The organism is Sphingomonas sp., from assembly GCF_048594985.1.
Classification (GTDB): domain Bacteria; phylum Pseudomonadota; class Alphaproteobacteria; order Sphingomonadales; family Sphingomonadaceae; genus Sphingomonas_I.
This window is the reverse complement of sequence record NZ_JBMDXG010000222.1, coordinates 1-13,996: the sequence shown is the minus strand read 5'-3', so window position 1 is coordinate 13,996 and position 13,996 is coordinate 1. Positions and strand designations below refer to the sequence as shown.

General features: G+C 65.4%; 9 protein-coding genes and 1 riboswitch. Of the genes, 1 reads left to right on the top strand and 8 read right to left on the bottom strand.

What is annotated here, in order from left to right; genetic code table 11:
• Nucleotides 1–32 precede the first annotated feature (32 nt).
• The 8 genes from ACOJSF_RS08695 to ACOJSF_RS08660 all read right to left on the bottom strand — a co-directional run bounded on the left by ACOJSF_RS08695 (nucleotide 33) and on the right by ACOJSF_RS08660 (nucleotide 12,145).
• On the bottom strand, nucleotides 33–1,364 hold the full coding sequence (locus ACOJSF_RS08695) for an ABC transporter permease (RefSeq protein ID WP_420141818.1): 1,332 nt from the start codon (nucleotides 1,362–1,364) through the stop codon (nucleotides 33–35).
• 49 nt (nucleotides 1,365–1,413) lie between these two features.
• On the bottom strand, nucleotides 1,414–2,865 hold the full coding sequence (locus ACOJSF_RS08690) for an ABC transporter permease (RefSeq protein ID WP_420141817.1): 1,452 nt from the start codon (nucleotides 2,863–2,865) through the stop codon (nucleotides 1,414–1,416).
• Nucleotides 2,855–3,295 carry a hypothetical protein gene (locus ACOJSF_RS08685; protein WP_420141816.1) on the bottom strand — a complete coding sequence of 147 codons (441 nt, stop codon included), beginning with the start codon at nucleotides 3,293–3,295 and terminating at the stop codon, nucleotides 2,855–2,857. The genes ACOJSF_RS08690 and ACOJSF_RS08685 overlap by 11 nt, the downstream gene beginning before the upstream one ends.
• Complete coding sequence (locus ACOJSF_RS08680) at nucleotides 3,288–4,904, bottom strand: ABC transporter permease (protein WP_420141815.1); 1,617 nt, start codon at nucleotides 4,902–4,904, stop codon at nucleotides 3,288–3,290. The genes ACOJSF_RS08685 and ACOJSF_RS08680 overlap by 8 nt, the downstream gene beginning before the upstream one ends.
• 9 nt (nucleotides 4,905–4,913) lie before the next feature.
• Nucleotides 4,914–5,657: an ABC transporter ATP-binding protein gene (locus ACOJSF_RS08675; RefSeq protein WP_420141814.1), complete on the bottom strand. Its 744-nt coding sequence runs from the start codon at nucleotides 5,655–5,657 to the stop codon at nucleotides 4,914–4,916.
• Between the two features lie 33 nt (nucleotides 5,658–5,690).
• Complete coding sequence (locus tag ACOJSF_RS08670) at nucleotides 5,691–7,358, bottom strand: M20/M25/M40 family metallo-hydrolase (protein WP_420141813.1); 1,668 nt, start codon at nucleotides 7,356–7,358, stop codon at nucleotides 5,691–5,693.
• Entirely contained in the window at nucleotides 7,355–9,010 is a 1,656-nt protein-coding gene (locus ACOJSF_RS08665; protein WP_420141812.1) for a M20/M25/M40 family metallo-hydrolase, read from the bottom strand. Before ACOJSF_RS08665 ends, ACOJSF_RS08670 begins: the two co-directional genes overlap by 4 nt.
• A gap of 114 nt (nucleotides 9,011–9,124) precedes the next feature.
• Complete coding sequence (locus ACOJSF_RS08660) at nucleotides 9,125–12,145, bottom strand: TonB-dependent receptor plug domain-containing protein (protein ID WP_420141811.1); 3,021 nt, start codon at nucleotides 12,143–12,145, stop codon at nucleotides 9,125–9,127.
• Nucleotides 12,146–12,730: 585 nt separating this feature from the next.
• Nucleotides 12,731–12,819: riboswitch (glycine riboswitch) on the top strand.
• Nucleotides 12,820–12,925: 106 nt separating this feature from the next.
• Between ACOJSF_RS08660 and ACOJSF_RS08655 the strand changes: the two genes are divergently transcribed.
• A partial coding sequence (locus ACOJSF_RS08655) for an L-serine ammonia-lyase (protein ID WP_420141810.1) occupies nucleotides 12,926–13,996 on the top strand: 1,071 nt, incomplete at its 3' end.

Genomic DNA, 13,996 nt, shown 5'->3' with positions numbered 1-13,996 from the left:
CCGTGCAGGATCGCGCGGAGCCATCCCGTCGATTATTCGGTGCGCAGCGCATCGATCGGATCGAGCAGCGACGCGCGACGCGCGGGATAGCTGCCGAAGACCAGGCCGACCGCCGTCGCGATCCCCATCGCGAGCGCCATTGCGCCGGGTGATACCGACACCGGCCAGGCCAACGCCCAGCCGATGATCCGGGAGGAGATCAGCCCCAGGATCAGGCCGATGATCCCGCCGATCACGCTGAGCGTGACGGCTTCGATCAGGAACTGCATCGCGACATCGCCGGAGCGCGCGCCCGACGCGACACGCAGGCCGATCTCGCGCGTTCGCTCGGTCACCGAAACGAGCATGATGTTCATGATGCCGATCCCGCCGACGATCAGCGACACGCCCGCGATACTGGCGAGCAGCGCGGTCATCGTGTCGCTGGCATGGTCGAGCGTGTCGGCCATCTCCTCGAGATTGACCTCGTCGAGCTTGGGAAGGTTGGCCAGTGCGAAGGCGGCGGCCGGCGTGTAGAGTCCCTGCGTCAGCGCCTGCGCCGCCTGCGTCTCGACCGTGAAGTCGTCGGGCGATCCGCCGGCGCCGGCCTGCGCGCTCAGATAATTGTTCGCGGCCCCACCGCCCCGGCCGTGGCGCGTGCGGAGCAGTTTCTTCACGTCCTCGGCGATGCGCGACGCGTCACCCGCTTTTTCCGCCGCGATCACGATGCCGTCGATGTTGCGCTTGCCCAGCATCGTCTGAAGCTTCGTGTAGGGCACGAAGGCCGTCTCGGTCTGTCCGTCGGACCCGCCCGGCGTCAGCCCCGCGATCGCGAAATTCTCGCCGCGTATCTCGATCGTCTTGCCTACGGGATCGATGCCTGGGCCGAACAATTGGTCGGCCAGCGCGCGGCCGATGACGGCTTCGGCCGCCCCATCGGCAAACATCTTGCCGGTCAGATCCCACGAATAGGCCTCGGCAAAAGAAGGGGCGACGCCTTCGACCTTGGCGAAGGCTTTCTTGGCGCCGGCGGCGATGCTGGTGCGCGTGCCGAGGCGCGGGCTGACATGCTTGATGCCCGACACCTCGTCCGCGATCGCGTTCATATCCGCCACGGTCAGCGTGTCGGCCGACCCCATGCCCGAATCGATGCCGACGCTTTCGCCGCCGCGCGTGTAATTGCCCGATTTGACGAAGACGAGCTTGGTGCCCGCCGACCCGACCTCGCCCTCGACCGAGGCGCGCGCGCCGGTGCCGAGCGCGACCATCGTCAGCACGGCCGCGACGCCGATGATCATGCCCAGCATGGTGAGCAAGGTCCGCAGCCGGTTGCGGCTCAACGAACGGAGCGCGAGGCGGATGTTGACCGGCATCAGCGCGAACATGGGAACCTCCAGTCAGGGTGTCGGTCGGCGAAGGGAAGCGGGGGGCGGATCATTCGGAGCGGAGCGCGATCACGGGATCGAGCTGCGCGGCGCGGCGTGCCGGACCCAGCCCGAACACGACGCCGGTGATCGCGGCCATCGCGACCGCGACGACCAGCATGACCGGCGACACCGCCGTCGCCCAGTGGAAGCCATGTTCGGTGACGAACAGGCCCACGCCGCCGAGGACGAGACCGATCAGCCCGCCGAGCGCGGCCAGCGTCACTGCCTCCACGAGAAATTGCAGCATCACGTCGCGCGTGCGCGCGCCGAGCGCCATGCGCAGCCCGATCTCGCGCGTGCGCGCCGCGACCGACACGAGCATGATGTTCATCACGCCGATCCCGCCGACCAGCAGCGAGACAGCGGCGGCGCTGGCGAGCAGATAGGTGAAGGTCCGGCCCGCGCGGCGAAGGCTCTTGGCCATCTCCTCCCACGACGCCTGCTCGAATTCCTTCGAATTGGAATGGACCGCGCGCGCCAGTCGCGGGTCTGATCCCATCATTGGCAGCGCCGCATTGCTCTGCGTTTCGATGCGGAAGTCGTTCGCCATGTTCTCGGGCAGGCGGTGGAGGACGCGCAGCCGTTCGCCCAGATCGCGGGCGACGCCGCTCGTCACGCCGATCGACGCGGTGCGGACGGTAATCGCATCATAGGCGTTGCGACGGAGCAGGCGCTGCGCGATGCCGTTGGGCACGTGGACGGTCGGGACGATCGTGCCGGCGCCTGTATCCCCCGCCGCATCGATGAGCCCGACCACGCGAACCATGCTTCCGCCCAGGGCCGCGGTCTGGCCGACCGGCGTCGCTGCCGATGGCCAGAGCTGATGGCCGACCGCGCGCGTGACGAGCATTACCAGCGCGCCGCTCTCATGCTCGCGCGTGCTGGGCAGGCGCCCCTCGACCAGCTTCCACCCCGTCATGTCGGGCCATGCGGGATCGAACCCCGCCAGACGCAGCGTCGCGACGGGCAGATTGGCGGCGGGGTCTAGGCTGGCATTGCCGCTCACCTCGCCCGCCGCCGCGCGGACGCCCGGCATGTTCCGGATCAGCGTGATCTCAGCGCTGCTCAAGGGAGTCGGTGGCGACTTGTACTGCGTCCGCCGCACCGCGCGAATCCGCCGGCGCGCATCCGATGCGGCCGCGTCCTTTTCGACGTCGGGCATGTCCATGCCGTCCTCGCCCCCGCCGGCGGGCATGCTGCCCTCGGAAGGCTCACCGCCGCCGCTGTCCTGCTGGCCGCCGGTATCGATCGCCGACGGCACGAAATTGCCCGAGCGGACGGTGATGCGGGTCGGGCCGGCGCTCTCGATCTGCGATTCGATCCGAAGCTGCGCGCCGCGCCCGAGCCCCGAGACGATCACCACCATCGCGACCCCGACGCTCATGCCGAGCAGGGTGAGCAGCGCCTGCAGCTTGTTCTGCGCCAGCGCCTTCAGCGCCATGCGGATGTTAGTGAGCATGCGCCTTCCCCTTCGCGGCGGGCTTGCCGTAGACCGGGAATTGCGCGCGCGGCGTTTCGATCAGCGCGGAGGCGCCACGAATGACCGTCCCGACGCGAATGACGCTCTTGGGATCGGGTACAGGCTTGCTGGCGCCGGTCCACAACGTGCCCGTCGGATCGGGGCGCATCGTCACATATTCGGTCTTGGCGCCCGGCCGGTCGATCTCGACGCTCAGGTCGGTCGCGGCCGAGGCCGGCAGCGGCCGGCCCGCCGGATCGACGAGGTAGATGCGGACCCCGCCGGCCGGCGCGAGCACGATTTCCAGATCGGCGTTCTTGACCGCCTTCATGATGCCGCCGTGCGGCGCCTCGTGGATCACGCCGTTGTGGCCGAGCGCGGGGGCGGCGAGCGCGAGGAAGGAGCAGGCGACGAAGGCAAGCTTATTCATGGCGAAGGGCCTCGATGGGGTCGAGCAGCGCGGCACGACGGGCGGGATAGACGCTGAACGCGATACCGAGCAGCGCGGCCACGATCAGCGCAGCCAGCGCCGACCAGGGCGAAATCACGGTCGACCATTGGAAGAAGCGCTGCAGGCTGCCCGATGCCACCACGCCGCAGACGATGCCGAGCACGCCGCCGATCACGCACAGCAGCAGTGCTTCGAGCACGAACTGTAGCGCGATGTCGCTGCGCCGCGCGCCGAGCGCGATGCGCAGGCCCACTTCGCGCGTGCGCTGCGTGACCGACAGCAGCAGCAGGTTCATCACGCCGATGCCGCCGACCAGCAGCGACACCGCCGCGACGCTGGCGAGCAACGCCAGCATGATGACGTTGGTCCGCCGCAGCGAGGAGGACAGCTGCTCGATCGTGAGCTGGTCGACACGCTCAAGATTGCCACTGATGATCCGCGCGAGCTGGGGTGGAATGCCCTTGCCGATCGCCTGCTGCGCGATCGTCGCCACGGTAAAGTCGTCGGGCGCTTCCTCGCCGATCTTGTGCCGTTTGCGCAGCAGCAGCTTGATCTCTTTCGACAGCCGGCTGACGTCCCCCGCCGACTGGGCGGTGATCGCGATGGTGTTGAGCTTGCTGAGGTTGAGCAGGCGATTGATGGTCGTGACGGGCACATAGACCGCGTCGAACTGGTCGTCGCCGGGCTCGGGCTGCGTTGCCCAGCTGCGGCTGCCGACGACGCCGATCACCTTGAACGGCTGGTTCCACAGGGTCGTGGTGCGGCCGACCGGATCGACGCCTTCGCCGAACAGCTTGTCGGCGGCAACCCGGCCGAGCACCATCACCTGCGCACTGTCGGTCGCGTCGGCGGCATTGAGGAAGCGGCCGTGGGTGATCGTCCAGCCACTGCGTATTTCCGGCAGCGCCCATTCGGTGCCGTGGAGCCGCGTGAACCATTGCGTTTTCTTCGGATCGTTTGCGACGAAGATGTGCGCATTTTCGTGCACGCCGGACACGACATGCTGGACACCCGCCATCCCTCTGATCGCGGCAGCGTCATCGCGCGTCAGCGTGGCGGCCGATCCGAGCCCCGCCGTCACGTCGCCCAGCCGGTCCTTGGCGGTCGGGTGATCGTGCATCGCGAGCGGATCGTCCTCGAAATGCGCAAGCCGCAGGCGCGCTGCCGAAGGTGCCGGCGCCTCGACCCGCGAGCCGTCGGCGGGAACGTTGCCATAGGGCATGGGGTAATAAAGCCCGGGCGCGGCTTCGCCATCCGCTGCCCAGGCGACATGCATGATCGGACCGCCGCCGATGCCGGGGATGCGCGGGGCCAGATCGCCGGGCTCGATCGCGGTATGGCCGATATTGCCATCCGGATCGCTCATTTCCTCGCGGCCCTTGGCATAGTTGCCGGCCGTGACCACGATCAGGTTGGCGCCCGCCGCGCGCAGCTGATCCTCGACCGATTGCTGTGCGCCCCGGCCGAGAGCGATGCTCGTCACCAGCGCCCCCACCCCGACCATCACGCCCAGCATCGCCAGCGCGGTCTGCATCCGGTTACGGACCAACGCCTGGAACGCCATCGTCAGGAAGTGGCGGAGGATCATGGCGCGCGGTCAGCCCACCGTCGCCATCGTGTGCGTGAGTTCCTCCTGCAGCGTGTCGCGCGGCGTGTTGGGCGTGTCGCTCAGGATCTTGCCGTCGCGCACCGCGATGATGCGCGTGCCGTACGCGGCGATGTCCGCTTCGTGCGTGATCAGCACGATCGTGATGTTCCGCCGTTCGCGCAACTCCTGCAGGATGCGCATCACCTCGATCGAGGTCTTCGTATCCAGATTGCCCGTCGGTTCGTCCGCCAGGATCAACGTCGGTTCGTTGACGAGCGCGCGCGCGATCGCGACGCGCTGCTGCTGGCCGCCCGAAAGCTGGTTGGGATGGTGGTCGTACCGGTTCTCCAGTCCCATCGCGGCGAGCGCCTTCATCGCGCGTTCGCGGCGTTCGGACGCCGCCATCACCGGCCGCGTGTACAGCAACGGCACTTCGACATTCTCGACCGCCGTGGTTCGGGGTAGGAGATTGAAGCCCTGGAAGACGAAGCCGATCTGCTTGTTGCGGATGTCCGCCAGTTCGTCGCGCGGGAGCGCCGACACGTCCTTGCCGTTGAGCAGGAATTTGCCGTCGGTCGGCCGGTCCAGGCAGCCCAGGATGTGCATCATGGTCGATTTGCCTGAGCCGGAAGGGCCGGTGATCGCGACGAATTCACCCTGTTCGATGTCGAGGCTGACCCCGGCCAGCGCGTGCACGACATTGTCGCCGAGCTTGTAGGTTTTCGTCAGGCCTTGCAGTGAGATGATCGACATCGGCGTCTCGCGTGCGGGAGGGGGCGGGGTGGCTCAGTCCGGCTTGGCGGGCTTGGCGGGCTTGGTCGTCGGGCCGTTGAGCCCGGCATAATTGTAGAGCACGGCCACCACCGACTTTTCAGCGCCGGCCATGCCGTAGACCGGCCCGGCGCCCTCGATGACGTAATATTCGTTGGCGGCGTGCGCGTTGCCGCCATTGCCCAGCATGCCGCCGACCACCGGAATGTCGAACGGCGCGCCGTTCCCGGCGAACAGGTAAGCGGGCCAATAGCCGCCCATGATGCTGTCAATCGAGCTGATCGGCGCATGCTTGACGCCGAACTGGTCGAAAGCCGCATAGACCGCGTGGCCGATCTCGTTATCGGTGTTGCGCTTGGCCCACGGCACGTCACCGACGACGTTGATCTCGACATCCTGGTAGCCGAGCTTGTCGAGATAGGCGCGCAGCTTCTTGACGATGTCGGGCCCCGTCATGTTGGGGATGTACCGGAAATTGTGCTTCGACGTGATCTTGTTGGGCAGGATCGCACCCGATCCGCCGGCGAACATGTTGCCGCCCCAGATGCCGTCGATGTTCATCGACGTGCCGTAGCGTGCCATTTTCAGCACTTCGTACGGATCGTCGGAAATGTAGCGCGCGACGCCCAGGCCCTCGGCCGCCTTCTTGAGGTCCATACCCTTGGCCTGCGCGCGGAGCTGCGCATCCTTTTCGGGCGAGAGCGGCTCCATATTGTCGTAGAAGCCGGGGATCAGGACGTGATTGCCGTCTGGCGTGACCAGCTTGGACAGCATCATGATGTGGCGCCAGGCGGGCGCATCGACCGAGCGCTTGTTGCCGCCATGGATGTCGGAATATGTCGGCCCGCGCCCCCATTTCTCGCCGCTGGTCGTCAGTTCGACGAACACGCATCCTTCAGAGCCGGACAGCGGGCCGGCCGAACCGCCCTGCTGGAAACCGAACGTGTACATCGCGTCGGCATCCTTCAGCAGCTCGGGATGCGACGTGACGAACTTGTTATAGCCCATCGACATGCGCTCCTCGTCACCCTCAGCGACGAAGATCAGGTTGACGGGGAGTTTGCCCGTCACCGCCTTGATCGACATGAGCGCGTTGAGCATCGCCATCTGCGGGCCCTTCGAATTGACCGCGCCGCGCCCGATCAGCACCTTCTTGTACGGGGCCTGCTCGACCAGTCGCCCCTCGAACGGCGGGGCCTTCCACCGATCCGGCTGCGTGACCGGCATCGTGTCATACATCCAGTAGATGACGAGCGTCTTCTTCGCGCCCTCGTCGCACTTGGCATAGACCACCGGATTGCCCTGCTGACCCCATTTGGTCTTGCCGACGTCGTAGACCTGCGTCTTCTGGCAGCCGAGCTGGTCGAAGAAGCCCTTCACCATCTCGGCCGATTCCTGGATCCCCTCGCCGGTGTTCGAGATCGACGGCTGCTGGATCCATTTCTGCAGGTTGACGACGTGATCGTCGATATGCTGGTCGATATAATCGTAGATCTTCGTCAGATCCGCATTGTGGATCATGCTCTTGTCGATCTTGAGCGTGGTATCGCCGTCGGGACGGATACCGAGCTTGGGCCCCGACGATGCGGTCGCGGCCGCTGTCGTGTTGTCGGCTTGCTTTTCGCCGCAGGCGGCCAGCGCGATCGACAAGGACAGAATCGAAATCAGCGAGGCGATTTTCATGAGCCCGGGTTCCCTGCCGCGCCCGCCGGCTTGGCGGGTTTCTGTTCGATCGGGCCGTTGCGGCCAGCATAATTGTAGAGCGCGGTCGCGACGAGCTTCTCGGCGCTCGCCATGCCGAGCTGGTTGCCCGACCCCTCGATCACATACCATTCGTTGGCGGCGTGCGCGTTGCCGCCGGTGCCGCCGCGCGCCGAATTGATCGGCAGGTCGATGTTGGTTTCCTTGCCGGAAAAGACGTAGGCCGGCCAATATCCGCCGCCGCCGCCGGCGAAGGGCACGCCGCTGCCGACGCCGAAGATCTGCTGGGTGTAGGCGTTCGATCGCGCGAGATCGTTGTCATTGTCGCGGATGGCCCAGGGCACATCGCCGACGACGTTGATCTCGACATCCTTGTAGCCGAGCTTGTCGAGATAGGCGCGCAGCTTGTCGACGATCTCGGGCCCCGTCATGTTCGGGCGGTAGCGGAAATTGTGCTTCGACGTGACTTTGTTGGGCAGGATCGCGCCCGATCCGCCGGCGAACATGTTTCCGCCCCAGATGCCGTCCAGATTCATCGACGTGCCGTTGCGCATCATCTTGAGCACTTCATACGGATCGTCCGAACGGAAGCGCGTGATGCCGAGATTCTGCGCCGCCTTCTTGAGGTCGTAGGTTTCGGCCGCCTTGCGCAGGCCCGCTTCCTGCTCCTTGGTGAGCGGCAACAGATTTTCGTAGAAGCCCGGGATCAGAATCTCGTTGCCGTCGTCCGACACGAGTTTCGACAGCATCTTGATATGCCGCCAGGCGGGCGCGTCGACCGACAGTTTGAAGGCGCCGTGGATGTCGGAATAATCGGGGCCGCGGCCCCATTTGTTTCCGCTGGTGGTCAGCTCGACGAACACACATCCTTCGGAGCCGCCCGGCCCCCAGACGCCGGTCGCGCCCTTGAACAGGTCCTGATGCTCGGACATGAACTTGTTCAGCCCGATGTCCATCCGCTCCTCGTCGCCCTCCGCGACGAAGATCAGGTTGACGGGCAGCTTGCCCGTCACCGCCTTGATCGACATGACGGCATTCAGGAAGGTCATTTCCGGACCCTTGGAATTGACCGCGCCGCGCCCGATCAGAACCTTCTTGTAGGGGGCCTGCTCGACCAGCCGCCCCTCGAACGGCGGGGCCTTCCACAGATCCGGCTGCGTGACCGGCATCGTGTCATATTGCCAATAGACGATGAGCGTCTTTTCCGCGCCTTCGTCGCATTTGGCATAGACCACCGGATTGCCCTGCTGGCCCCACTTGGTCTTGCCGACGTCGTAGACCTGCGTCTTCTGGCAGCCGAGCTGGTCGAAGAAGCCCTTCACCATCTCGGCCGATTCCTGGATCCCCTCGCCGGTGTTCGAGATGGACGGCTGCTGGATCCACTTCTGCAGATTGACGACGTGATCGTCGATATGCTGGTCGATATAGGCGAACACCTTGGGCAGATCGGCATTGCGGATCTTGCTCATGTCGACCTTGACCGTCTCGTCGCCGCCCGGACGGATGCCCAACTTCGCGGTCGGCGACGACGGTCCCGACTTTGCCGCAGTGGTCTCGGTCTTGTCGCCGCATCCCGCCAGCGTCGCCAGCAGAACCGCCAGGATGGGTAGGCCAGCCAAAGTCTTCGATCGCATGATATCCGCCCCCGAAAATTGCGTGTCTGACGTCAAATCTGCCCGTGGTGTCGTATCGGCGCGAGATGCCCCAATGTTGGTGCGGCCGGACGGTGTCCCGCCCGGCCGCATGTCTCAGTAATCGAAGCGAAGCCCCATTCGGAAAACGCGTCCGAGGACGTCGTAAAGGCTGCGGTTGGTCTGGGGATACGCCTCGGTGTTGTCGCCGGTCGGGCCGTTGGCGACCAGCACCGGATCCTTGTTCAGGACGTTGCGGATCGACACGAACGCCGTGCCCTTCACGCTCGCGACCTCGAATTTGTAATCGGCGTTCAGGTCGAAGAACCACGCCCCGTCGATATGGTTGGTGTTGACGGTACGGTTGGCGACGGTCGACAGCGGGCAGTCGACGGTGCAGACGATGTAGCTATTGTTATATTTGCCCGACGAAACGCCGCGGGCGATCGCCTGGACGGAAAATCCGTTGTCCATGTTGTAGGCGGCCGACAGGCGGAATGTCCAATCGGGCAGGTTGCCGGAATTTTCGCCCGCCATGTCGGTGACGGGATCGACGCCGTTGTTGGTCGTCAGCTTCATCGCATAATTGGCGAGCGCCCGCAGCTGCACCGTGCCGGGGCCGAGGCGGCTGCGATAGCTCGCCTCGAAATCGATGCCCTCGGCCTTGCGCTCGACGAAGTTGCGCGGCTGGATGATCACGCTGGTGATGTCGAGGCCAGGCGTCGGGTCGCCACGGCCGGCCGTGGTGACGACGTAATTGCACGAGTCCAGGACGTTCTGCAGATAGCATTGATCGACCAGCGTCTGCGCGGTGAGCGTCGCTATCGCGCCGGACAGTTTGATCCGGTAATAATCGACCGACGCGGCGAAGCCGGGCAGGAACGTCGGCGTGAACACCGCGCCCGCGCCGTACGTCCGCGCGACTTCGGGATCGAGATTGGCGTTGCCGATCAGCGAGTTGATATATGTGTCGGAGATCGTCCCGCCGGTCCCGGTGGGGCGGATGACGGCGTTGGTGGCGCCGCCGCCGGCATTGAACAACTCGCCCAAATTGGGCGCGCGGATGTCGCGGCTTATCGTACCGCGCAGCTTGAGGTCGTCGATCGCCTGCCAGGTCAGGCCGACCTTCCACGTCTCGACCTGGCCCGAGGTCGAATAATCGGTGACGCGCAGCGCGCCGTTCAGGTCCATGCCGCGCATCAGCGGCACGACCGTTTCGACGAACGCTTCCTTCACGTTGTAGGAGCCGACCGTCGGGATGAAATTGCCGTAGCGCCATGTCGGCGTCAGGCTGATGATCCCGTTCGCATCGGGCGCGCTCTGCACGGGCGCGAACAGCGGGTCGACCGTGCCGCTCACCTGCTCCTTGCGATACTCCGCGCCGAAGGCGAGGCTGATCGGCCCCGCCCAGTTTTCGAACAGGTTGCTGGTCGCGAAGCTGACCGCGACGATGTCCTGCTGAAGCTTCTGTTCGCGCAGCGGCTGCTGGCCGTTGTAAAGCACGTAATCGATCGCGGCCGGATCCATCCCGCCCGTACCGATACGGTTGAGCGGCCGGCAGGCGGGATCGTCATTGGCGGCGTTGGCGTCCACGTTCACGCGGCAGGAGATGGTGCCGTTGACCGAAACCGCGTCGGTCGCCTTGGCCAGCCGGTCATAATTCCAGGCGTTGGTCAGCAGCTCGTCGGTCTTTGTGATGCCTTTCTGGTAATAGCCTTGCCAGTGCCAATCGCGGCCGAGCGCTTCGAAGTCGCCATCGGCGCCGGCGACGTAGCGATAGACCTCCCGCTTCATGTCGCTGCCCTGCGGCGGGAGCCCGGTATTGCCCGTGCTGATCACGATCGAGCTCAGGTTGTTCGCGACCATCGCCGCGCGCACCGAGTCCGGCAGATAGGGATTGTCGATCGCGATGGGGACGCCGCTGGTGTTGCCGGCGGTCGTGCCTTGCGAGGGCGTCAGCTGATAATAGCTTTCGCCGCGATAATAGCTGTACCCGAACTGGCCATAGACATTGAGCCAGGGCGCGAATTCCCAGCTCGCGCGGGCAAAGGCGCTCTTGCGCTTTTCCGACGGCAGCAGGGTCGCGCTGCCGACATGGTCCTGGCTGGCAAGCTTGTAATCGCCGCCGATCATCCATTGGCTGCTGCGCGGGCCGACCGCGAGCTGGTTGACCGTCGCGCGTCCGGTCGCCGGATCGATCGTGCCGAAATAGCGGTTGGTCAGAGCGGACGGTATGGCGACCGTCTGGCCCGCCGCGTTGCGCGCTCCGGTAATCAGGCCGCCGGGCGTGAAGTTGCCCGACCCGATGCCTTTCTGGATCAGGCGTGCATTGACGCAGGCCGTCGCGGGATTGTTATCGGTGCACGCGGCGGCGCTGTAGGCAGGGTTGTCGATCTGGAAGAAGCCGCTGTCGTTCCAGTCGCGGTCGATCGACTGGATGCCGTCCTGCGTGAAATATTCGCCGCTGACGATGACGTGTCCGCGCCCCTCGGCGAAGCTGGTCCCGGCCGATAGCGATGCCTTGTGATTGTCGCCATCGCCATAGGTGGTGACGCCATATTCATATTCGGCTTTGATGCCGGTGAACTTCTTGTTGAGAATGAAGTTGACCACGCCCGATACGGCGTCCGATCCGTAGGCGGAGGAGGCGCCACCCGTCACCACCTCGACCCGCTCGATCAATGCCTGCGGGATCGTGTTCACGTCGAATGTGCCGTCGGTGGTCGAGGCAACCGAACGTTGGCCGTCGAGCAGGACGAGCGTGCGGTTGGCGCCCAGATTGCGCAGGTTCACCGTCGCCACGCCCGCCTGCCCGTTCGACAGCGCGCCGTTCGAATTGGCCGCCGTCGCCGATCCGCGCACGGCGGGCAACGTGTTCACGAAGTCGGAAATGTTGGCGGGTGCTTCGCGATTGATCTCTTCGGTGCTGATTACGCTCACCGGCGTCGGCGCGCTGTAACCGTCGCGAACGATGCGTGACCCCGTGACCGTGACCTCTGCGTCAGCGGCTCCGGTCGAGGTCGAAGACGCGACCTGCAGCAGAGCGGCCTCTTCGCTGGCGGATGCGACCGCCGCGTCCTGAGCGTGCGCGGCCTGCGCGAAGATGCACAGCGTCAACACACTCGTGGCAGCCAGCAAGCCGCCTCTGGACGGCTTTGAAACGGTTCGCGCACTCGTGAAAACTGGCATTACGACCCCCCTGGCAGATCAACACAGCCTCCGGCGGTCCTCTTCCTTCACTTTATAATTATAAGATCTTTGTGCGCCGCTTTGACGCATTAATATTGCTTGCCGGCCCCTTTTCCGGCGATCTTGTTGTGAAGGCATCGTATACGAAAAGATTAAGGGTATCTGATCAAAATGCGGACGATCGCGCGCCCTAAGTTGCGAATTCCGGCAAGTTTTGCCGTTTTCGTGAGGAAAAACGTCGTCCGTGATGGAGACGGAGCGGCCGAGACAGCGCTTCAAAAGGTTTTTGTTTCGCTTTTGTGAGGCGATTCGTGGTGGGCGCGCCACGTCGGAGCGTGAAAGAAGCAATCCGGCGCGGGACCCGCCTTGACCCCGGCTATCCCGGCAATAGCCTGACCGCCTGATTCGATCGGCCGGCTGAACGGAAAACACCGCCCTCCAACGCGGAGCGTCGCAATGGCGTAAGAGATACCGATTTATCTTCGCTCTACCTTTCGGCGGATCCCTGATTTTCAGGGCGCCCGCGACGGGGAGCCTGCCAGCGTGGGAGAGACCGGTTTTTCGCCGGCGCCGAAGGAGCAACCGCCCCGGAAACTCTCAGGCAGAAGGACCATGCTGGCGACATCAACTTCTGGAGAGTGGCGCCTCGCGCGCCCGCCGACGGGATAGCGATCTCAGGCAAGCGGACAGAAGGGGCATATGGTCCGGCGCAGCCGGGGAAGGAACACCATGTGCTCGTCAGTCACAACCGCGCATGAGACGCCGGTCAGTCTTACCGAATTGTTCGCGATCGGCATTGGCCCATCGAGTTCGCACACAGTCGGTCCGATGCGCGCCGCGCGCGACTTCGCGTTGTGGGTCCACGAACGCGCGGTGCCGGTCGCGCGGGTCGAATGCCATCTTTACGGATCGCTCGCGCTGACCGGCCTTGGGCATGCCACCAATACCGCCGTCCTGCTCGGTCTGTCTGGCTGGTGTCCCGAAACGACGGATCCGAATCGCGTGCCCGATTTGCTTGCTGCGATCCGGACGAACGCTACCCTGCGCCTCGGCGGACACGAGGCCATCGGTTTCGTGGAGCCGACGGACCTGATCTGGCATCGCGATACGGTGCTGCCGGGGCACCCCAACGCACTCGAATTCGTCGCCTGGGCCGCCGACGGCGGGCGGCACGCGCGGCGTTATTATTCGGTCGGCGGCGGCTCGATCCGGATCGAAGGCGTGGCGCCGTCCCGCGCCAACGTCGCAATTCCCTTTCCCTATCGCTCCGCTGCCGAATTGCTGGTCGTCGGGCGGGACACCGGCTTGTCGATCGCCGAGATCGCGCGCCGTAACGAGGCCGCCTGGCCCGACGCCGATCCGGATCGCTTCGTCGATCATATCCGCGCCGCGATGCAGGCCTGCATGGACCGCGGACTCGGGGCAAGCGGGGTTCTGCCGGGTGGCCTGAACGTCCGCCGGCGGGCAAGTGCGCTACACACCCGCCTGCTCGCGCTGGGCGATCGGGCCGATCCCTCGATGGTGTTCGCATGGGTCAGCCTGTGGGCGCTGGCCGTCAACGAGGAGAACGCCGCCGGCGGGCGCGTCGTCACCGCGCCGACCAACGGGGCGGCGGGGGTCATCCCCGCCGTTCTCCGTTATTATGAAACGTTCGTGCAGGGCGCGGATCGCGACGGCAGCCGCCGGCTGCTCTACGCGGCGGGCGCCATCGGCCTGCTCTACAAGCGCAACGCGTCGGTGTCCGCCGCCGAAATGGGTTGCCAGGGCGAAATCGGCGTCGCCTGTTCGATGGCGGCGGGC

Coding starts and splice junctions, on each gene's coding strand:
- ACOJSF_RS08695 (WP_420141818.1), bottom strand. CDS start 1,364: ATGTTCGCGCTGATGCCGGTCAACATCCGCCTCGCGCTCCGTTCGTTG.
- ACOJSF_RS08690 (WP_420141817.1), bottom strand. CDS start 2,865: ATGCTCACTAACATCCGCATGGCGCTGAAGGCGCTGGCGCAGAACAAG.
- ACOJSF_RS08685 (WP_420141816.1), bottom strand. CDS start 3,295: ATGAATAAGCTTGCCTTCGTCGCCTGCTCCTTCCTCGCGCTCGCCGCC.
- ACOJSF_RS08680 (WP_420141815.1), bottom strand. CDS start 4,904: ATGATCCTCCGCCACTTCCTGACGATGGCGTTCCAGGCGTTGGTCCGT.
- ACOJSF_RS08675 (WP_420141814.1), bottom strand. CDS start 5,657: ATGTCGATCATCTCACTGCAAGGCCTGACGAAAACCTACAAGCTCGGC.
- ACOJSF_RS08670 (WP_420141813.1), bottom strand. CDS start 7,358: ATGAAAATCGCCTCGCTGATTTCGATTCTGTCCTTGTCGATCGCGCTG.
- ACOJSF_RS08665 (WP_420141812.1), bottom strand. CDS start 9,010: ATGCGATCGAAGACTTTGGCTGGCCTACCCATCCTGGCGGTTCTGCTG.